General features: G+C 62.8%; 18 protein-coding genes. 8 read left to right on the forward strand and 10 right to left on the reverse strand.

The genetic code is table 11. The annotated features are described in order from the left end of the window. Nucleotides 1-319 precede the first annotated feature (319 nt). Nucleotides 320-2833 (forward strand): glycosyltransferase, encoded by a 2514-nt coding sequence (locus tag BWR02_RS06595; protein ID WP_139556963.1) that lies wholly within the window; start codon nucleotides 320-322, stop codon nucleotides 2831-2833. A gap of 85 nt (nucleotides 2834-2918) precedes the next feature. Here BWR02_RS06595 and BWR02_RS06600 read toward each other — a convergent pair whose 3' ends face one another. The 5 genes from BWR02_RS06600 to BWR02_RS06620 form a co-directional block, all read right to left on the reverse strand. Then, on the reverse strand, nucleotides 2919-3527 hold the full coding sequence (locus BWR02_RS06600) for a D-glycero-alpha-D-manno-heptose-1,7-bisphosphate 7-phosphatase (protein ID WP_201276183.1): 609 nt from the start codon (nucleotides 3525-3527) through the stop codon (nucleotides 2919-2921). 86 nt (nucleotides 3528-3613) lie between these two features. Then, nucleotides 3614-4198 carry a D-sedoheptulose 7-phosphate isomerase gene (locus BWR02_RS06605; RefSeq protein WP_139556965.1) on the reverse strand — a complete coding sequence of 195 codons (585 nt, stop codon included), beginning with the start codon at nucleotides 4196-4198 and terminating at the stop codon, nucleotides 3614-3616. 543 nt (nucleotides 4199-4741) lie between these two features. Beyond that, on the reverse strand, nucleotides 4742-5593 hold the full coding sequence (gene asd / locus BWR02_RS06610) for an archaetidylserine decarboxylase (RefSeq protein ID WP_139556966.1): 852 nt from the start codon (nucleotides 5591-5593) through the stop codon (nucleotides 4742-4744). A gap of 63 nt (nucleotides 5594-5656) precedes the next feature. Continuing rightward, nucleotides 5657-6850, reverse strand: a complete 1194-nt coding sequence (locus BWR02_RS06615; RefSeq protein ID WP_139556967.1) for a pyridoxal-phosphate-dependent aminotransferase family protein — start codon at nucleotides 6848-6850, stop codon at nucleotides 5657-5659. 3 nt (nucleotides 6851-6853) lie between these two features. Next, nucleotides 6854-7816 (reverse strand): hypothetical protein, encoded by a 963-nt coding sequence (locus tag BWR02_RS06620; RefSeq protein ID WP_236101992.1) that lies wholly within the window; start codon nucleotides 7814-7816, stop codon nucleotides 6854-6856. A gap of 358 nt (nucleotides 7817-8174) precedes the next feature. On the opposite strand from BWR02_RS06620, the gene BWR02_RS06625 reads away from it, so the two are divergent. From BWR02_RS06625 to BWR02_RS06655, 7 genes are all read left to right on the forward strand, one after another. Continuing rightward, complete coding sequence (locus BWR02_RS06625; protein ID WP_139556968.1) at nucleotides 8175-8570, forward strand: hypothetical protein; 396 nt, start codon at nucleotides 8175-8177, stop codon at nucleotides 8568-8570. Between the two features lie 136 nt (nucleotides 8571-8706). Beyond that, nucleotides 8707-9999, forward strand: a complete 1293-nt coding sequence (locus tag BWR02_RS06630) for a glutamate-5-semialdehyde dehydrogenase (RefSeq protein ID WP_139556969.1) — start codon at nucleotides 8707-8709, stop codon at nucleotides 9997-9999. A 12-nt stretch (nucleotides 10000-10011) separates the two neighbouring features. Then, the gene (gene nadD / locus BWR02_RS06635; RefSeq protein ID WP_139556970.1) at nucleotides 10012-10641 is read left to right on the forward strand and encodes a nicotinate-nucleotide adenylyltransferase; all 630 of its coding nucleotides are present in this window, start codon (nucleotides 10012-10014) and stop codon (nucleotides 10639-10641) included. A gap of 602 nt (nucleotides 10642-11243) precedes the next feature. Beyond that, on the forward strand, nucleotides 11244-12899 hold the full coding sequence (gene groL / locus BWR02_RS06640) for a chaperonin GroEL (protein WP_139556971.1): 1656 nt from the start codon (nucleotides 11244-11246) through the stop codon (nucleotides 12897-12899). Nucleotides 12900-13140: 241 nt separating this feature from the next. After that, on the forward strand, nucleotides 13141-15342 hold the full coding sequence (gene rlmKL / locus BWR02_RS06645) for a bifunctional 23S rRNA (guanine(2069)-N(7))-methyltransferase RlmK/23S rRNA (guanine(2445)-N(2))-methyltransferase RlmL (RefSeq protein ID WP_139557105.1): 2202 nt from the start codon (nucleotides 13141-13143) through the stop codon (nucleotides 15340-15342). Then, on the forward strand, nucleotides 15339-15623 hold the full coding sequence (locus BWR02_RS06650) for an acylphosphatase (protein ID WP_139556972.1): 285 nt from the start codon (nucleotides 15339-15341) through the stop codon (nucleotides 15621-15623). Before rlmKL ends, BWR02_RS06650 begins: the two co-directional genes overlap by 4 nt. Before the next feature lie 62 nt (nucleotides 15624-15685). Next, nucleotides 15686-16756 (forward strand): potassium channel family protein, encoded by a 1071-nt coding sequence (locus BWR02_RS06655; protein WP_139556973.1) that lies wholly within the window; start codon nucleotides 15686-15688, stop codon nucleotides 16754-16756. On the opposite strand, the gene sdhA is transcribed toward BWR02_RS06655, so the two are convergent. From sdhA to BWR02_RS06680, 5 genes are all read right to left on the reverse strand, one after another. Next, nucleotides 16736-18526 carry a succinate dehydrogenase flavoprotein subunit gene (gene sdhA, locus BWR02_RS06660; protein WP_139556974.1) on the reverse strand — a complete coding sequence of 597 codons (1791 nt, stop codon included), beginning with the start codon at nucleotides 18524-18526 and terminating at the stop codon, nucleotides 16736-16738. The genes BWR02_RS06655 and sdhA overlap by 21 nt on opposite strands. Before the next feature lie 4 nt (nucleotides 18527-18530). After that, nucleotides 18531-18911, reverse strand: a complete 381-nt coding sequence (gene sdhD / locus BWR02_RS06665; RefSeq protein WP_139556975.1) for a succinate dehydrogenase, hydrophobic membrane anchor protein — start codon at nucleotides 18909-18911, stop codon at nucleotides 18531-18533. Nucleotides 18912-18920: 9 nt separating this feature from the next. Next, a complete protein-coding gene (sdhC, locus tag BWR02_RS06670; protein WP_139556976.1) occupies nucleotides 18921-19301 on the reverse strand; it encodes a succinate dehydrogenase, cytochrome b556 subunit in 381 nt (126 codons plus the stop codon). A 405-nt stretch (nucleotides 19302-19706) separates the two neighbouring features. Then, nucleotides 19707-19928, reverse strand: coding sequence for a DUF2970 domain-containing protein (locus tag BWR02_RS06675; RefSeq protein WP_236101994.1), 222 nt, complete (start codon nucleotides 19926-19928; stop codon nucleotides 19707-19709). Between the two features lie 102 nt (nucleotides 19929-20030). Then, complete coding sequence (locus BWR02_RS06680; RefSeq protein ID WP_236101996.1) at nucleotides 20031-20426, reverse strand: hypothetical protein; 396 nt, start codon at nucleotides 20424-20426, stop codon at nucleotides 20031-20033. Between the last annotated feature and the right edge of the window lie 101 nt (nucleotides 20427-20527).

Genomic DNA, 20527 nt, shown 5'->3' on the forward strand with positions numbered 1-20527 from the left:
CCGACCTTGAGAGGCGTACGGCACTCGCGGCCAGTCACGCGAGAGACATACTCGATTGTACGCGAACGGAGCCGAAAATTTGCTTCAAAAACATGAAGCGGTGGAGGCTCCGAGGTCGCACTCGGTCCAGGTACATACGTGAGTGCCGTCCCTGATCGATCGGCTATCGCCGGCTGATTCCATCCCCCGCGCATGGCGGTTAACATGACGCCGCGCCAGCCCGAACCCGACGACGGAAGCGCCCAATTTTTTGCGAAAGGACCGTCGGAAAGTCGCTGTCAGGCGAGTTAGCTCGCAACCAACTTGTTCGTCAAACTGGATGAAAATTGCTGTTCTGAACCGGCAGGGGACTGGGAGCGGCGGTGCGACTCGCGCCGCTCGCCGATTGATCGATGGATTGCGCGCCCGCGGGCACACGGTCGTGATGGTGTCCCTGGCACCCGGACACGATCCTGCCGGTATCGGCGTCGAAGCACTTCACCCCGGCGATGGTGCAGACCGGCGGGTCGTTCGCGCCAACGAGCATCTGCACACCGGCTACATACACCCGCGCCGCAGTAGCGTTTCAAACACGTTGTTCTCGAGCGAAGTCGCCGGCTATGACCTCGCGGGTACCGGTCTCTTCGACGACGTCGATGTCATCAACATCCACTGGGTGCCTGGCTTCCTTGTGCCCCACAACTTGGGTGAGATCATCGCCATGGGCAAGCCCGTGGTGTTCACTCTGCATGACATGGCGGCCTTCACGGGTGGGTGCCATTACTCCGCCGGCTGCGGAGGCTACCGGGAGACTTGTGCGCCGTGTCCTCAGATCGATCCTGACGTACTGCGGATCGCCGCCTGGACCTTGGCCGAAAAGCGCGGTGTGCTGCGGGTTCCGAATGTCGCCGCGGTGTCGCCCAGTCGCTGGCTCGCCGAATGTGCGGAGGCGAGCCGGGTCTTTTCGCCGGGTGTCGTTCGGGTGATACCCAATGGTCTCGAGACTGACCTTTTTCGTCCTACACCCAAAGCCGTCGCCAAACGGGGTCTGGGTATTGCGCCGGAGGTCCGAACGCTGCTGTTCGGCGCGGAAAACGGACAGGAGCGGCGCAAAGGTTTCGACCTGCTGCTCGACGCCGTACGCCGGATGCGCGCGGACCCTGGTATTGCAGCCCTGCTGCAAGCGGGGCAGTTGCGCATCCTCGCCTTCGGGCAGGCGAGCGCGCAACTTCAGGAGATCGGCCTTCCGGTGCAGGATCTCGGCATGGTGCGCCACGACGCGCATCTGGCGCTGATATACAGCGCGGCCGATCTCGTAGCGCTGCCGTCGCGAGAGGACAATCTCCCCAACATCCTGCTCGAAGCCATGGCCTGCGGGACGCCCGCGGTGGCCTTCGCCGTGGGTGGTATCGCCGACGTGATTGAAAATGGCCGGAATGGCCTTTCGGTGCCTCCTCTGGACACGGGAGGCATGGCTTCAGCCATCGCGAACTTGCTTGAAGACTCTGCCACAGCCGCGGCCCTGGGGGAGGCTGCCCGTCGCTCTGTTACGGAGCGATACACCCTGGATGCTCAGGCCGGACAGTATGAAGCCTTGTTTGGGTGCTGTCTCGCCGCGCTGGCCGCGCCCGCGTGCCCGGGGGTGTTCAGGCCGTCTGCGGGCGTGCTCGCCGTGCCGGTCACCCTGCATCCGGATGCGGCAGCCGGTCCAATCGGCCTGTTCATCGAGCAACAGGCGCGTATCGATGTGCTGAGTGAGGCGCTTTCCGGGAAGACTTACGAACTGGATCGGGCGGGCGAGGTTCTGCGCGAGGCCGTGTCCGAGGCGCGCGCCTCGAGTTCGTGGCGCTACACCCGCTGGTTGCGCAGAGGATGGGAGCCCGAGCTGGTCGCTGAGGCCTCGTGTGAAGCCATGGCAGTTACGCTGTTGACTGTGATGCGCTCGAAGTCATGGGAACTCACCGGCCTTCTGCGGACGGCCGTGCGTCTCTTGCGGTCAGGTCTGCGCTGGTTGCGGGCGAAGCTGACCGCAGCGTCGCTCGGTTCGGAACGCTCTCTTGGCGGGAGTGCGTCGACCACCGGAGATTTTGCGATCCGGCTCGATTTTTCGCAGAACGAACCGGTAGCGGTCGGTGCAGGCGAGCCAGGCGAGTTGAACCCGATCTGTCTGCATCTCTTCCATGTCGATCTTTGGGATGAGTTTCGCAGTGCACTGCTCCGGATCGTCGGACCCGAAACGCCCCTTTACGTTTCACTGCCCGCGTGGAATGCGGAGTTCGGAGAATACCTCGTCCGGGAGTTCGGCCCGCAGGCGTGCCGGTGTTTCATCGTGGAAAACCGCGGGCTCGATGTGCTCCCTTTTCTGCAGCAGTTCCGATTCCTGCAGGAGAACGGCTTGCGCCCGCGGACCTTGACCAAGCTCCATACGAAAAGGAGCGCGCATGTTCCCGAGACGACTGCCCGGCGGTGGCGCCTCGACCTCTCTGAGCGCTTGCTGGCGGAGCATCGGGGTGTGGTTGATGCCTTTCGCAAGAATCCGCGGCTCGGGATGGTCTGTTGCGAGCAGTGGTGGCTCGCGGAAGGCATGCAGGATGCGAACTGGCAAGCGGAGAGCCGTGTGATCGCGGAGGCCTGCGACCTCTTCGGTGTCCCCGCTGCGTCGCACTATCTCAGCGGAAGCATGTACACGGTGTCCTACGACTATCTGGAACAACTCCTGGCGCCGCTCGACCTTGACACCTACTTCGCCAGCTTCCCCGAGGGCTACCATCCCTGCGATACGCCAGCGCATGCGTTCGAAAGGGTCGTTTGCTACGGCCTTAGGAAGTACGATCGGTGGGTTGGCTTGCTGTAACCAGCAGTGCCCAGAGGAGCAGGAAGCGAAGCTCGGCGCAGATAAACGCTGCAGCCCGAGTCGAGGTTGCCGCATTACTGCTGCGTCACGATACCGGGTCGTGTTCGAATAGCAGCCGGCTCAGCGCGGTCAAGGAGTTGACGGTGTGGGTTGCAAGGACGGAGGCGACGAGGGGCTCTTGTTCGTGCAACAGGTAGCGGTGCGGCACGCCGGCACGATACCCCGCCTCCATGTCGGATTCCTTGTCGCCAACGATCGCCGAGCACGCCAGAGCGACGTTGTGGTCTCGAGCAGCCTTGAGGAGCATGCCCGGGTTGGGTTTGCGATCGAACGAGTCTTTGCGGTAGATGCCCAACCCCTGCTGTCCATGGAATGGGCAGTGGTAGACGTCCGTGAGCGGCGCGCCTTCCTGCTCGAACTTGCGCCGCATCCAGGCGGTCAGCCGATGGAAATCGCTCTCGCTGTAGAGACCGCGCCCGATCCCCGCCTGATTGGTGACGACGATCAGGCGATAACGGCGAGCGACGGCAAGTCGACACAAGTCGAAAATTCCGTCCTTGAATACGAAATCCGCGATGCGCCACAGGTAGCCGGTATCGTGATTGATCACGCCGTCGCGGTCCAGAAACAGAGCCCGCCGGAGCTCCCGGCAATCGCTGTCGGGCATTGCATGCCCGGCTTTACCGACGGCCATTCATCCCGACCGGGGTTACCTGCTTCCCTCGGCCGATGCTTCGGCTCGAGTGTCGTCCGAGTGTGGCGGGCAGAGGCCGGCCCCCATCAGGATCCATCACGGAACATCTGCTGCTCAATGAGTCCGCAGATGATGTGGCCGAGGGTAATGTGCCCTTCCTGTATCTTCGGTGTGCTCGGCGAGGGTACCGAGAGGAGGTGGTCACACAACTCGTGCATGGGTCCATTTCCCGAACCGGTCAGGCCGACGCAGATCAAGGCCTGGGAGCGGGCTTGTCGCAAGGCCTGCAGCACATTGGGCGACTTGCCGGAAGTCGAGATGCCCCAGAACACGTCGCCGGGGTTGCCCAGTGCCTCGATTTGTCGCGCGAATAAACGTTCGAAGCCGTAGTCGTTGCCGACCGCGGTGAGCACCGAGGTATCGGTGCTCAGTGCGATGGCCGCCAAGCCACGCCGATCGAGGGCGAAGCGGCTGACAAACTCGCAGGCGAGATGTTGCGCGTCGGCTGCGCTCCCACCATTGCCGGCCATCAGGATCTTGCCACCGGAGCGTAACGCGTTCAGACAGATGTCGACGACGTGCTCGATACGGTCGAGCAAGTCGTTGTCACCGGCCATCAGCGCCATAATGGTTGCCGTTTCACGCAGGTTTTCAATAATTGCTGGTCGCATACCACCACACCAGGAGATTTTCGTTTTCGCGTTCCAATGCGAGCCTGTCATCCGAAACGTTCGCGGCCAGGGTGATCGGAACGCATCTCTGCGTGTGCCGCGATCGTCCGGGTAGCCTACCGTGTCACGCCGCGGGTTCGCCCGGCGCCCGCTATTCTAACCGCTTCGTGATGCGATACCTGCTTGAAACGGGGGTTTTACCTGGCTGTCGTGAGCCAGCCAAAGCGGGCCGTAGGGCAGGGCCGCAGAGGTGCCGGCGCATGTTGCGGTGCACGAAGTGTTCGCTGTCGCGCCGCATCGATGCCTGGCCAACAGGCAAAAAAAAGCGACCGTTTTGCGGTCGCCAAGGAGGAGGAGAACCGAGCTGTAATACGGAGGCTCTAACCCGAGTTCCGTACTGCGGCTCAACAGTTCTGCCGAGGTTGTATAAATGATATAGGCAACCTGCCTCCCTGATGATCAGACTTTCTTATGCACGCGATTAGCACACCATAATGTCTACGGCTGGCTCCGGGAACGTACGTCGACCCGCGGGAGCCGATTTCAGCGCCACAGGCCGAGGCGGCCCCCGCAACGTACGGATTTACCAGACCGGGTGTCCGAATCCCACGCCACGTTTTTTCCGCCGAACAGCGCCACGATCGTCGAGCCCATGTTGAAGCGCCCCATTTCCGCGCCCTTCTCGAGTGTCATGGCCTCCGCGTAACGCCATCGTTGGATCTCGCGCGGGCTCCGGCGGGGGGTGATCTCACCCTGCCACACGGTTTCGATGCTGCCGACGAAAATTGCGCCCACCAGCACCAGCGCCATCGGCCCGTTGTCGGTATCGAACACGGCCACGACACGCTCATTGCGAGCGAACAGGCCGGGGACGAGTTCCGTCGTCGCTGCGTTGACGCTGAACAACTGCCCGGGCACATAGATCATCTGGCGGAGGCGGCCGGTCGCTGGCATGTGCAGCCGGTGGTAGTCCCGAGGCGACAAATAAATGGTGACGAAGGAGCCGTCGCGAAACAACTCCGCCAAGCCATCCTCGTCTCCGCCCAGCAGCGTCGCCACATCGTAACGGTGTCCCTTCGCCTGCAGTATCAGGCCGTCCTCGATGCGTCCGCTCTGGCTGATCATCCCATCGGCGGGGGAGGTAAGGCCGTCGGGAGTGGCGTCCAGGGGACGCGCTCCGTATTTCAACGCGCGCGTGAAGAAGGCATTGAAGCTCCGAAAGTCGCCGGGGGAGGCGACTTCCGCTTCATTCAAGTTCACGCGAAAGGCCTGGCTGAAAACTCGGATCAATGTCCGAGTCCAAAGTGGATTTTCCCAGCGTGCCAAGCGGTACATGGCAGCAGACAGCGCATGTTGCGGCAACAGGTATTGCAGTAAGACAAACAGTCGCTTCATCACGCGATATCAGACCGGAGAATGATCAGGGGTGCGAAGGGTGGCGCTCGTGGGGGCGTGGATTCACGCGTAGCCCTGGTCCCGGAGAACGGACTGTGCAGCGGGAATGGCGCCGCCGTGCGCAGCCTTGACGCCCATCTCCGCCAGCACGCCTTCGATGGCGCTGAGGCAGAACAGTACGTTGCGCGGCGAGGCGCCATACCCCATCAGGCCGATGCGCCAGACCTTACCGGCCAGTGCGCCGAGGCCGGCTCCGATTTCCAGCGAGTAGCGGCGCAGCAGGGTTTCGCGCACCGCTGCCTCATCGATGCCCTCGGGCACGAACACCGAGTTCAACTGTGGCAAGCGCGAGGCTTCCGGTACCAGGAAGCGCAGTCCCATGCTCTCAAGACCGGCGCGCAGCGCCAGATGCATCGCGTTGTGCCGAGCCCAGGCCCCCTCCAGTCCCTCCTCGTGCAGCAGCACCAATGCTTCGTGCAGGCCGTAGAGCGCATTGATCGGCGCCGTGTGGTGGTAGGCGCGCTTCGTGCCCCCACCCCAGTAGCTCATGACGAGGTTGAGGTCCAGGAACCAGCTCCGGACCTTGGTCTTCCGGTTGCGGATGGTCTCGACCGCGCGGGCACTGAAACTGACCGGGGAAAGACCCGGGGTACATGACAGACATTTCTGGGAGCCGGAATAGATGGCGTCCACGGACCAGTCATCAACCCGCAGCGGAATACCACCGAGCGAGGTGACCGCGTCGACGATGACCAGACAACCGTGCTCGTGTCCCAGCCGGGTCAGTGTCGCTACGTCGGAGGCGGCGCCGGTCGAGGTCTCGGCGTGAACGAAGGCGAGAATTTTGGCTTCCGGGTTGGCCTTCAGCGCTTGCTCCACCTTCTCCGGATCCACGGGCTGCCCCCAGGCATCCTCCACCATGACCGCCTTGGCGCCGCATCGTTCCACGTTTTCCTTCATCCGCCCACCGAACACGCCGTTTTGGCAGACGATGGCAGTATCGCCGGGTTCGAGCAGGTTCACGAAGCACGTTTCCATTCCGGCCGAGCCGGGCGCCGAGACCGAGAGCGTCAGTTCGTTCGCGGTCTGGAACGCGTACTGCAGCAAGCCCTTCATCTCATCCATCATCCCGACGAAAGCCGGGTCCAGATGGCCGATGGTGGGCCGGGACATGGCTTCGAGTATGCGTGGATTGACGTCGGAAGGGCCCGGGCCCATCAGTGTGCGAGCGGGGGGGTGAAACGATTTGAAGTCCATCTGTCAGTGCAGCCCTTGTATGTGGGTGAAATGATGTCGAGTATCGAGAACAAGCGTCAGGTCGGCGCGGCCCGGCAAGTCGGCGAGCATCGCACGGGTCAGGCGCTCATAGTGCATCACGAAACGGCGCAGGGCCCGCCGGCCCATGACCAGGCGCGCGGCGTCAGCGCCCAGGTTCGCCGCCAGCTTCCGTTCTTGCATGCCCCGCCAACGCAGCACACAGGCCATGCCGGGAACCTTGAGCATGATGAGCCGGTCAGGCAGTTGAAACAGCGGGGCGTATGCTCCGATCAATTGGGCATTCACATATCGCCGCCAGCTTCCATCGGGATCTTCCTCGGATTCAAGAACATTTATCGGTGATCCAAGCGCGGCTTCGTCCTGCGGCCGGGCGCCGATGCACCAACCTTCGAGAATCACGACATCGGCCGGTCCCTGGAAACGTGTCCATCCAGAACGTGGCCGACGGTCGTCCGATGCCTTGTCGAATGACGGAATCAATGTGGTCTGCCCCGGATCCGCACCCAGTAGACCATGGATGGTCGACAGCGCGAGCCCAACATCGTGGGTTCCCGGCACGCCTCGCGTGACCAGCAGCGGATGCACCGACCGCGCCAACTCCGAGCGCTCGTCCCGCGTCATGTAAAAATCGTCGATCGACAATCGGGCAGGTCGTAAACCATACCCGTGCGACAGGGTCATCGTCAGCAACTCGGCCAGGGTCGATTTGCCCGAACCCTGAGCCCCGTTCACGCCGATGACCAGCGCCCCGTGGCCCATTTGTACCTTGATCCAGGCAGCCAGGCGCAGAGTCAGTGCACGCAGGTCGTTACCGCAGTCCGGCGGAATCCCTAGGTCGCGCAACCGACTGTCCAGCGTCGAGCCAACGGCGTATTCAAGATCAGGCCGGGCTTCGTCGTGCTCAGCGGATTCGAGCCATACCGGGACCGGGATCAGGCCGGACATGTTACGCGCCGCCCGGCCGGAGTCATGGTCGAGAACATGGGACCGCTGCGGCCCAGGTCGCGCGACGGTGACTTCCGCGATGCGTCACAGCACACCCGAGACCGAAAAATTGCCGGAAAGGATGCCATAGCGCGGGATCCGTCTCAAGCTGGCCGCTCATGCCATCGCGCGGCGACTTGCGCGTGCGCCGGTCCGCCCGCTTGGCTTACGCGGTGCGGGCTCAACCGCCGAAGCCCGGCAGTGCGAAGCGGCCGCGGGACCTGCATGGCTGGTCAGAATCCCTTGCGTCCGGCGATAATGCGCGCTCGCGAGCACCGAGGAACGGTGTTCCTTCTTAGCATTTGAGAGTCGCCAACCCATGTCGAAAATTTTGCCACTGATCGCGCTGGCGTTCCTGCTGAATGGCTGTGAAGCCAAGCAACAGGCGCTGGGACTGCGTGCCGCCGTGCTTGCGAAGCTGCAGGCCGACCCCGATTTGAAGGACTACAAGCTGGATCCGGAGCCCATCGCCGACTGCGTCGTGCAAGCCGTTTCCGATGGCGCCCCAAGCATCCCGGGCGATCCGCGTCGGGACACTTATTTCGCCGCCTATACGAAATTCTTCAACGCCAACACGCCGGGCGAGGCGGATGCGATCATCAAGGAATACAAGGATTTCTTCGGCTCGGAGAAGGCGGCGAATGAAGCCGCGCTCGCCATCACCGACCACATCATGTCGTGCATGGGACAGGCCATCGACGAGCGAGGCGAGTAGCGGCCCGGCCTCATGACCGCGCCGCCTGAAGTCCGGAATCCATGCGATATAATCGGTCGACATGTGAGCGCGGTAACGCTCGAAGGCACCGCGCTGCGCCCTGGAGCACGCTCCCCCTTACGAAGACTCACCCGGCATGCCTATTTCTCCTGTCGTTGAAACTCCAGAAAGCTCGGGCATTCAGGCGGCGATCCACGCCGTAGGGCGTCGGGCTCGCCTCGCGTCGCCGTTGATCGGGCGAGCCGAAACGGCGGCGAAAAACGCTGCGTTGTTGGCTATTGCCGCGGAGCTGGAATGTCGTTCGGCGCAGTTGATGGTCCAGAACCGCAAGGACCTGGAGGCGGGGGCTCAGAGCGGCCTCGAGCCGGCCATGCTCGAGCGTCTCGACATTACGCTGCCGCGTATTCAGGTGATGGCAGAGAGCCTCCGTCAGGTGGCGGCGTTGCCGGATCCTGTCGGTGGCATTCGCGATTTGACGTATCGCCCGTCCGGCATTCAGGTGGGGCGCATGCGGGTACCGCTTGGCGTGATCGGAATCATCTACGAATCGCGTCCGAACGTGACGGCGGACGCGGCCGCTCTGTGCATAAAATCGGGCAACGCCTGTATCCTGCGCGGGGGTAGCGAGGCCCTGAATTCGAACCGGGCCATTGCCGAGTGCATCCGCTTCGGGTTGGAGCAGGCCGGCCTTCCCGCGGATACGGTACAGTTGATCGACACCGCAGATCGCGCCGCGGTGGGTGCGATGTTACAGCTCAGCGACTGCATCGACGTCATCGTACCCAGGGGCGGCCGGAGTTTGATCGAGCGCATCGCGACCGAGTCCCGGATCCCCGTGATCAAGCATCTGGACGGTATCTGCCACGTCTATGTCGACGCAGACGCCGATCTGGAGCAAGCGCTCCGCATCGCCGTCAATGCGAAAACCCATCGGTACGGCGTCTGCAACGCGATGGAGACGCTATTGGTCGACGAAGCGGTCGCGTCCGAACTGTTGCCGCGGCTCGCTGCGCTCTACCGCGAACACGGCGTCGAGTTGCGGGGATGTCCGAAGACGCGCGACTGGATTGCCGATTGCGGTATCGCGACGGAGGCTGACTGGGATACCGAATATCTCGCGCCCATTCTGGCCATCCGGGTCGTCGGTGGACTGGACGAGGCGATGCAGCACATCGCGCAGCACGGTTCCGGTCACACGGATGCCATTGTCACTCGCAACCTCGGAAGGGCCCGGCGATTCCTCCGGGAGGTGGATTCCAGTTCTGTCATGGTGAATGCGTCGACCCGCTTTGCGGACGGCTTCGAGTATGGCCTGGGCGCAGAGATCGGAATCAGTACGGACAAACTCCATGCGCGCGGTCCGGTGGGCCTGGAGGGCCTGACCACGGAAAAGTTCATCGTCCTGGGCGACGGCCATATTCGTGGCTGATCGCTGCGGTTCATGATCGGCATTTTCGGGGGAACGTTCGACCCCATCCACTACGGGCACCTCCGCACCGCGCTGGAGGTCTGCGAGGCACTCGAACTGGATGAGGTGCGCTTCGTACCCTGCGGGTCCCCGGCGCACAGGTCTCAGCCGGGAGCGTCCGCCGCGCAGCGCCTGACAATGCTGCAGCTCGCTCTTGACGGCGCAGACTCCCGCTTTCGGATTGACGATCGAGAGTTGCAACGGGTCGGCCCCTCGTACATGGTGGACACGCTGGCCTCGATTCGAAGCGAATTCTCCGAGTGCGCTCTCTGTTTAGTCGTCGGTATCGACGCTTTTCAGGGCATGCCCGCCTGGCACCGATGGCGCGACATTTTCAAGCTGGCGCATGTGGTCGTCATGGAGCGGCCTTTCGAACCGTCCTATGCCGATGCCTTGGAAAGAATCCTGTCCCAACGCCAGGTCGCTGACCGAGCAGCTCTCGCCAAACAGCCCGCCGGCTGCATTTACTTCCAGGACGTGTCTCAACTTGCCATCTCGGCCTCGCGCATTCGGGATCTGGTGAGACACCGGAAGAGCACTCAATACCTGATGCCCGAAGCCGTGCGCGCATTCATTGCCGATAGCGGGTTGTACGGGTCATAAACACGGCCCCACGTTATCAGGCACCCGTATCTGCTTAAACGTGCTGGTCTGCTGCGCGCGACAGGCCGGTGTCGGAAGCAAGCCCTCCGTAGCCCATTAATTCTTGACACCGTTTGATCCGCAGTTATGATTAGCACTCCTCTAGGGTGAGTGCTAACAGCGAGCGAATAGGCGCTTGGTAGCCGCGGAGGCCACACGGTATCCGTTTCGAGCGAAAGTTTGGTCCCCTGGTGTTCGTTCGTTCGCCTGACGGCGTGCGCCGACTCCGGCGACCCAATTGGGTCGCGCGATGTGCGACTCCTGAACGGTCGGCTGATGGGAGAGCGAGTGGATTAACATGGCCGCCCATTCCCGACAGCGTGTCCGGGAAGCCGGGCAGGGGGCGACCGCGGTGAACGAGGGCGGGTTCCAACTGGCGGCAGCGCTCGTGCCGTGGCGGTCAGCCGCGGCGAGCGCCTCTTGCTTGGCAGACATGCGAGTACAGCAGCACACTGAACGGCGAGGAAGCGATCGTTCTGCACGAAGAAGGTATAGCGGCCGATTTAGGTCATTGATTCGATATCAGTAATCCCAGTTTTGGCAACAATTTCGAGGTAGCGATAATGGCAGCGAAAGAAGTGAAGTTCAGTGACGATGCCCGCGTGCGCATGATGCGTGGTGTCAATGTGCTGGCTCAGGCGGTGAAGGTAACGCTGGGTCCCAAGGGACGCAATGTCGTGCTCGAGAAGTCGTACGGCGCTCCCACCGTCACGAAGGACGGCGTATCGGTTGCCAAGGAAATCGAACTCGCCGACAAGTTCGAGAACATGGGCGCCCAGATGGTGCGCGAAGTGGCGTCCAAGACCTCCGATGTGGCCGGCGACGGTACCACGACCGCCACGGTGCTGGCGCAGTCGATCCTGACGGAAGGACTGAAGGCCGTTGCGGCCGGCATGAATCCGATGGATTTGAAGCGCGGCATCGACCGCGCCGTGGCGACCGTGGTCGAAGCGGTCCACCAGATCTCCGTGCCGTGCACGGACACCAACGCGATTGCGCAGGTCGGGACGATCTCGGCGAACTCCGACGACTCCATCGGCAAGATCATTGCGGAAGCGATGGACAAGGTGGGCAAGGAGGGCGTGATCACCGTCGAAGATGGCTCGGGCCTGGAGAACCAGCTCGATATCGTCGAGGGCATGCAGTTCGATCGTGGCTACCTGTCGCCGTACTTCGTCAACAACCAGCAGAGCATGAACACGGAACTGGAAAACCCGTTCATCCTCATCCACGAGAAAAAGATTGCCAATATCCGCGAGTTGCTGCCTGTTCTCGAGGCGGTCGCACGGGCCAGCCGCCCCTTGCTGATCATCGCCGAGGATGTGGAAGGCGAAGCGCTGGCTACCCTGGTCGTCAACAACATGCGCGGTATCCTGAAAGTCGCAGCGGTAAAGGCGCCGGGCTTCGGCGACCGTCGCAAGGCGATGCTCGAGGATATCGCGGTCCTCTCGGGCGGCACCGTGATCTCGGAAGACGTCGGCCTCAGCCTGGAGAAGGCGACGATCAATGATCTCGGCACGGCGAAGCGTGTTCAGATCACGAAGGACGACACGACGCTGATCGACGGCGCCGGCACGAAGGAACAGATTCAGGGCAGAGTCACGCAGATCCGCAAGCAGATCGACGAAACCACGTCGGATTATGACCGCGAGAAGCTGCAGGAACGACTGGCGAAACTGGCAGGCGGCGTCGCGGTGATCAAGGTAGGCGCTGCGACCGAAGTCGAGATGAAGGAAAAGAAGGCCCGTGTCGAAGACGCGTTGCACGCGACTCGTGCTGCAGTCGAGGAAGGTGTCGTTCCCGGCGGTGGTGTCGCGCTCGTCCGTGCACTCTCCCAGGTCAAGGACTTGAAGGGCGCTAACCACGATCAGGATGTGGGTATCGCCATCCTGCGTCGGGCGCTCGAGGAGCCATTGCGGCAGATCGTCGCCAACAGCGGGGATGAGCCTTCGGTCGTGTTGAACAAGGTCCGTGAAGGGAGCGGCAACTTCGGTTACGACGCTTCCACCGGACAGTTCGGTGACATGGTCGCGCTCGGAATTCTCGATCCGGCCAAGGTGACCCGCACTGCTCTGCAGAATGCTGCCTCGATCGCCGGTCTGATGCTGACCACGGAGGCGATGATCGCCGAGGAGCCGAAGGATGAGTCGCCGATGCCGGGTGGTATGGGCGGCATGGGCGGTATGGGTGGCATGGGCGGTATGGGTGACATGATGTAAGGCCGTCGCCCGAATACCCCTGTCTCCGAAAAGCCCCGGCGTCTGGCGTCGGGGCTTTTTCATTTGGCGCGGGCGTTCCGCCTCGGGCTCCGCAGTCTCGAAGCCGGTGTGCCACGGCCGCACATCCGACCAGGTTGCTTGATCCGCATTGTTGCCGTCCTGACGGATAGGCATACTAGCTACCCATGACTTCGTACCTAGCCTCTGCTTGGACGAAAGCCAAATCCCTGATTCAAACATGATGGAAGACGACAGGCAGTTCTTCGCCACGGCCCCGCTGGGGCTGGAAGGATTGCTCGCAGACGAACTGGCCGCCCTCGGGGCCGAGCACGTCAGAGAGACACGCGCGGGCGTGCATTTCGAGGGCGACCTGGCCTGTGCTTACCGGGGCTGTTTGTGGTCGCGCCTCGCCAACCGCATTCTATTGCCTTTGGCGCAATTCCCCGCCGCTTCGCCGGATGGGCTCTACGACGGCGTACGCACGGTCAACTGGAGCGAACACCTTCGGCTCAGTGGCACGCTGGCCGTTGACTTCGTGTCGTCACGGTCGCGGATAACGCACGAGCTCTTCGGTGCTCAGAAGGTCAAGGATGCGATCGTTGATCAGTTCTTGGACCGCCAAGGCCGGCGTCCGGATGTCAGCCTGTCCCAGCCGGACATTCGCGTGAACCTCCATCTCGACCGTGACATCGCCACGTTGAGCCTGGATCTTTCCGGCGAAAGCCTGCACCGCCGTGGCTACCGCTTGTCCGGGGGCTCCGCACCGCTGAAGGAGAATCTGGCGGCCGCCGTGTTGATTCGCGGCGGCTGGCCGATGCTGGCCGAAGCAGGGAGCGCACTGCTGGATCCCATGTGCGGGTCCGGCACCTTGCCGATTGAAGCGGCACTGATCGCCGCCGATATCGCGCCGGGTTTGCTGCGCCGGTATTTCGGCTTTCTGGGCTGGGAGCAGCATCAGCCGGAGGTTTGGGCCGAACTGGTGGCCGAGGCTGTCGCCCGGCGATCGAAGGGGCTCGAGCGGATGCCCCGCATCGTCGGGCACGACATCGGTCGCGATGCGGTAGCCGCCGCCTGGGAAAACGTCGAGCGCGCTCAGTTGCAGGGCCGGGTGCACATCGAGCGCCAGGCGCTAGGGCACGCTCGTCCGCACGGGGAGCGCGCTGGTCTTGTCGTCGTGAATCCGCCGTATGGGGAAAGATTGGGGGAAGTCGCCGAGTTGACGGGCTTGTATCGGCAAGCCGGCGAGGTATTCCGCGATCACTTTCAGGGGTGGCGGCTGACGATGCTGACCGGCAACCCGGAGCTTGCCTTTCAACTCGGTATTCGTGCTCAGCGTCATTACGCGCTGTACAACGGCCGAATTCCGTGTCGTTTGTTCAATTTCGAGATCGTTCCCGAGCGCTTCTTCACGCCACGGCCGGTTCAGACTCCAGGACATTCGGCGCCAGTCCACCAGCCGGAGCCAGCCGCTGAACTGAGTGAGTCGGGACAGATGTTCGCCAACCGGTTGCGCAAGAATCTTCGGCATCTGGGGCGCTGGGCGCGGCAGAATGGTATCCACTGCTATCGCCTGTACGACGCCGATCTGCCCGAGTATGCGGTCGCCGTGGATCTGTACCAGAACGAGCGGGTCTGGGCTCATGTACAGGAGTATCAGGCACCTTCCAGTATTGATCCTGCGAAGGCCGAGTTGCGCCTCGCGGAGGCCTGTACCGCCGTGATGCAGGTACTGGATATTCCACGCGAACAGTTCTCCCTGAAGGTGCGCAAACGGCAGAAAGGCCTGGCCCAATACGATCGGCAGGCTGATTCACGCCGTTACTTCGAGGTCGGAGAGGGGGGGCTGCGCTTCCTGGTCAATCTTGATGACTATCTCGACACCGGCCTGTTTCTTGATCACCGACCCACCCGTTCGTTGCTGAGGGAACTGGCACGGGGACGCACGATGCTCAACCTGTTCTGTTATACCGCTACTGCTTCGGTCTACGCGGCAGCCGGTGGTGCCTTGAGCACGACCAGTGTCGATCTGTCCAACACCTACCTGGATTGGGCAGGGCGCAATTTCCAGATGAACGGGATGGATGAGCGCAGGCACGAACTGATCCGTGCCGACGTGCTTGAGTGGCTGGGTGAAGCGCGTTCGAAGCACCGTCGGTATGACCTGATATTCCTCGATCCCCCGACGTTCTCTCACTCGAAAGCGATGAGCGCGACCCTGGATGTGCAACGCGATCACGTGGCGTTGCTGCAGGCCGCCGCTGCGTTGCTGACGCCGGCAGGCATCCTGATCTTCTCTACGAATGCGACCCGCTTCAAACTCGATGCGGACGCAATTGGCAACCTGTCGGCTGAGGACATCAGCCACGCCACCCTGCCCAAGGATTTCGAGCGTAACCCGAGAATCCACCGCTGCTGGAAGATCACGCGACGGGTTCAGGCGTGACGCGGCGAGTCAGGCTCATCGTCTCGGGGCGGGTTCAGGGCGTCGGTTTTCGTGCTGCGACGGCCCGGGCGGCAGCGGACCGCGCGATTGCCGGTTGGGTCGCCAACCGCAGTGACGGCAGCGTGGAAATCGAGGCACAGGGCGAACCGCAACAGCTGGCTCAGTTCATCACCTGGTGTCACCGAGGACCGCGCTGGGCCCGGGTGGAGTCGGTCGCGATCGAGGAACTCCCCTCCGGTGTGGCAACGGAGGGCTTCACGATACGTCAGGGGTACCGGTGAGCGCTGCCTGTTGCAGAAGGCCCAGTCGGACGGCCATGGAGCGCAGCTGAGGCACTCGGAAAATGGCTTTGGAGAAGTCGCTCCCGCGCCGCATCGTGATTCCCTTCACGCTGGTGTTCCTGATCACAGTGATTGGGACAGTGGGCTATGAATGGCTAGGGCGCGATCAGGGGGCAACCTGGCTGGACGCCCTGTTCATGACCGTGATCACGATCACGACCATTGGCTACGCCGAAGTCATCAAGCTGGACGACTGGGGCCGGTTGTTCACGATGATGATCGCGCTGACCGGTATCGGGAGCCTGTTCTATGGCCTGACGGTCCTGATGGATCATCTTGTCATGAGTCGTTTGATGGACCCTTCGGGAAATCGAAAGATGCAGCGCACGATTGAGAAGCTGGAGAACCACGTGATCATCGCCGGACTCGGCCGAGTCGGGCGGCAGGCGGCCCTGGAACTGTTCGAGTCCGGTGTGCCATTCGTGATTATCGACCCGCGTCCCGAATCACTGGCCTACACGCTGCAGCACGGTTATCTGTTGGTGGCGGGCGATGCCACCGATGACGAGGTCTTGCTGGCGGCGGGACTGATGAGCGCTTCCGGGCTCATCGTGACGACCGGGGATGACGCGAGCAATCTTTATATCGTGCTTTCCGCGCGCGTGATGCGGTCGGACCTGTTCATCGTGTCGCGCGCGGTCGACGACGCCAGCATACCGAAGTTGGTGCGCGCCGGCGCCAACCGGGCGATCAGTCCTTACGCGATCGGCGGCCGGCGGCTGGCCCACCTGATCCTCAGTCCGACCGTGGTGGACTTCTTTGATACCGTCATCAAGCGCGGAGAGGAAAGCCTCAACCTGGAAGGGATCAATATCGAGGAGGGTGCGGCGATCGCGGGCCGGACGCTGGGCGAACTACGGCTGCGTGAATCGACCGGAGCTAGCATTCTAGTCGTGCTGCGTGACAGCCGCGTGCTGCCGAACCCGGATCCGGAGATCGTGCTGCGCGTCGGCGATCAACTCTTGGCCTTGGGTACGGTCGAGCAGTTGGACCTGCTCGAAGCGATGATCTCCGCCCGGGCCGATGACCCGGATGGATTTGAGGTGAGGCCCTCAGTAGACCCGCTTCTTTAGCGGTACGACTTCGACCTCGTCGGTCAGCGTTCGGAGATGTACCGGACGGTGATCGATCGTGACGCGGGTTCGATCGGCGATCCAGACCAGCGAGTGCTTCAACCAGTTCACATCGTCCCGTTCCGGAAAATCGTCACGCGCATGGGCCCCGCGGCTCTCCTCGCGGGCTTCCGCTGCGGCCAGGGTCGCCAGGGCCTGCGGCAGCAGGTTTTCCAACTCGAGCGTTTCCACCAGATCGGTGTTCCAGATCAGCGAGCGATCGCTGACGCGGACATCGCTCATCGAGTCGATAACGGACCGCAGCTTTTCGACCCCGCTGGCCAGCGTGTCGGCACGCCGGAAGACGCTGGCGTGGCTCTGCATCGTTTTCTGCATGGCGAGGCGGATCGCCGCGGTGGGTGTAGATCCGTCGGCATGACGCAAGCGGTCGAAGCGCGCCAGGATGGGCTCGTAGCTAGCGCGACTCGGAGCAGCCCGGCGTCCGCCCGGCGTGATGAGCTCGGCGCAGCGAATGGCTGCGGCGCGGCCGAATACCACCAGGTCAAGCAGCGAGTTGGACCCCAGCCGATTCGCCCCGTGCACCGAGACACAGGCCGCCTCGCCCACGGCCATCAAGCCAGGCACCGGCGTCTCGGGATTGCCGTCCCTCAGCGTCACCACCTCGCCATGCAGATTGGTCGGGATACCGCCCATGTTGTAGTGCACGGTGGGCTGCACCGGGATCGGCTCTTTCGTGACGTCGACACCGGAGAATATTCGGGCTGTTTCGGAAATCCCCGGCAGGCGTTCCTCGATGATGGAGGGATCGAGATGTTCGAGGTGGAGCAGCACATGATCGCGTTCGGGACCGACACCACGCCCTTCCTGGATTTCGACCGTGATGGCGCGACTTACGACGTCGCGTGAGGCGAGATCCTTGGCGTGCGGTGCGTAGCGAGGCATGAAGGCCTCGCCCTCGCTGTTGGTCAGATAGCCGCCTTCGCCGCGAGCGCCCTCGGTGATCAAACACCCAGCGCCGTAAATGCCGGTCGGATGAAACTGTACGAACTCCATGTCCTGCAGCGGCAAGCCGGCCCGGACAACCATCCCGTTGCCGTCACCCGTGCAGGTATGAGCGGAGGTGCAGGAAAAATAGCAGCGTCCGTATCCGCCGGTGGCCAGGATCGTCATCGGCGCCGAAAACAGGTGCATGGAACCGTCCTCGAGCCGCCAGGCGACGACGCCTCGACAGGCGCCGTCTTCCATGATCAGGTCGACCACGATGTATTCGACGAAGAATTCGGCCGCGTGCTTGAGCGACTGTTGGTAGAGCGTGTGCAGGATGGCATGGCCGGTCTGGTCCGCCGCCGCGCAGGTGCGCTGAGCCTTCCCTTCCCCGAAATGGGTGGTCATGCCCCCGAAGGGTCTCTGATAGATACGGCCATCCTGGGTGCGGGAGAACGGAACGCCGTAATGCTCGAGTTCAATGATGGCGGGAATTGCTTCGCGGCACATGTATTCGATCGCGTCCTGGTCTCCGAGCCAGTCGGAGCCCTTGACGGTGTCGTACATGTGCCAGCGCCAGTCGTCCTCACCCATGTTGCCGAGTGCGGCGCTGATGCCGCCCTGCGCTGCAACCGTGTGGCTGCGGGTGGGGAAGACCTTCGACAGGCATGCGGTCTTGAGACCCCGCTCGGCCAGGCCCAGAGTGGCCCGCAGCCCGGCGCCGCCAGCGCCGACGACGATCACGTCATAGTGGTGCGGAATTAACGTGTAGGGTGTGGCGGCCATGAATTCAGGTTCCGAGGGCGATGTGCAGGACGGCGTACACCGAAAATAGCGCAGCGGTCAGCAGGGTGCCGTTGGCGAACAGGATCGCGGTCATACGCAGTGGGCGGCGCGTGATGTAGTCTTCCATGATGACCCGAATGCCCAGCGCGGCGTGGTAGCAGGCGGCCACCACGTAAACGATCAGTAGCAAGGCATTGACAGGGGAGGCGACCCAGTCGCTGGCGGCTTCAGTCGTAACGTCCGGAAGACGTGCGAGGGAGACGGCAAACCAAAGTCCCGTGGGCAGCAACAACAATGCGCTGATGCGTTCGCGCCACCAGTGTGTCGCGCCGTGGTGGGCGGAGCCCAAGCCACGGGCGCGGGCGAGCGGGGACTGGAATTCCATAACGGCTGCCTAAGTCAGAATCTGGGAAGTCACGAACACAACAAACAGCAAGAGTACCGAACCCACCAACTCAAGGATTACGTATCGCTGCATCCGCTCGCGCTCGAAGCCCCAGCCGATATCCCACAGCAGGTGCCTGACGCCGTGGCATAGATGAAACAGGAAGGCGTATAGCCACAGCCACAGCGCCCCCCTTCCGATGGGGGTTGCGATGGCGTCGCGCAGCTGCTCGAACGCGTTCTGGTCAAAGGCGAGAGCCAGCAGCAGCACGCTCCCGAGCACGGTGCCGACAGTCAGGACGACACCCGAGATACGGTGGGAGATCGACAGCAGCGCGGTGCCGGGCAGGCGGTAGGCCTGAAGATGTGGCGATAGCGGACGTTGTCTCATCAGGGGCAATTGGGGTCTCGTTAGTGGCGCTCGAATGGTCGCTGTCGTGCGGGGTAGAGCAGGTTCGGTCCATCCGACACCGTCGCCGGATCGGGGGAGGGAATTCCCATCCTCGCCGCGAATGCCGCGCTGGTCCAGCCGCGTCGGATGGGCGTTCCTTCCGCGGGTCGTCATTGAGCCTGTCCTCAGATGCCCGCACCTGCAACCGCTTGGGCGATGTCGCGATTTATACCGCGTGTCAGGACCCCAAACAAGGGCAATTGGTAGCAGGAAGGCGCATTGCGCTGCATCGAGTGCCGCGTCTGCTTCCTGCGCGGAAACAATCGACACGCGGTGGCGGCGCGGGTCAGCGGCGCTCCGCGGCCGGTGCTTCTCGGCCCGCGGGCACCGCAGGACGCAAGTACCTCAACCGGCAGAGGCCGACAGTACCAGTCGGACGACGAGATAGATCGCCAGCACCAAGGCCACTGTCATCGCGATCCCGACGAGCACGAACAGGGTCGGAGACCCGTGTTGGAAGTCGCGGCGCCGCTTCTGTTCGCTCTGAACCCCGAACGCGGCCGACAAGGCGCTGCCGATCATGGAGAACAGGGATGGTTTGTCCGATCCGGGCGGTTGGTAGCTCACGTGAAGGGCAATCGGCTGGGGTTTGTGCGGAGGCGCGTTGGTCTCGGTACGACTACGGTGCGGTGCCGCGGGGAGATCCGTGGCGTGGCCACCATCGGCGATTTACTGCTTTCTGAAGAAATAAAATCCTTCGAGGCCGCCCTTAAGGATCATTGAGTCCGGCGTCTTCTCGTAGACGACATAATCGATGGTTCGGCCAGGACGGCCGGGGTCATCGGCCACGATCCTGCCGTCAACGATCTTGTACTTCCACTCGTAGCGGTCCTCGCCACCGAGGATACGGTTATGTCCGGATGTCACGATCGTGCCATCGGCCCGGAACTCCCAGACCCGGTTCTCGCTGATTCGCGCCTTGTTGATGCCGGGCGCGACCGATTCCAGCTTCCATTTTCCGGTCAACTCGGCTCCGTCGGTCAGCGCGACCTCGGCCCAGCCATTACTGGCCGCCGCGAGGAGCGCCAGGATTCCCATCAGTCGGATTCGCATCTGTTTCGGCATGACATCGTCTCCATGTACCGCGTCGATCACCTTCGGTCTGTCAGCCCACCATTCCGCCAACACAGGCTAATGGCCGCGGCCGCCGTGCGGCGAGAAGGCCG

The sequence above is a fragment of the Methylotetracoccus oryzae genome (assembly GCF_006175985.1).
GTDB lineage: Bacteria > Pseudomonadota > Gammaproteobacteria > Methylococcales > Methylococcaceae > Methylotetracoccus > Methylotetracoccus oryzae.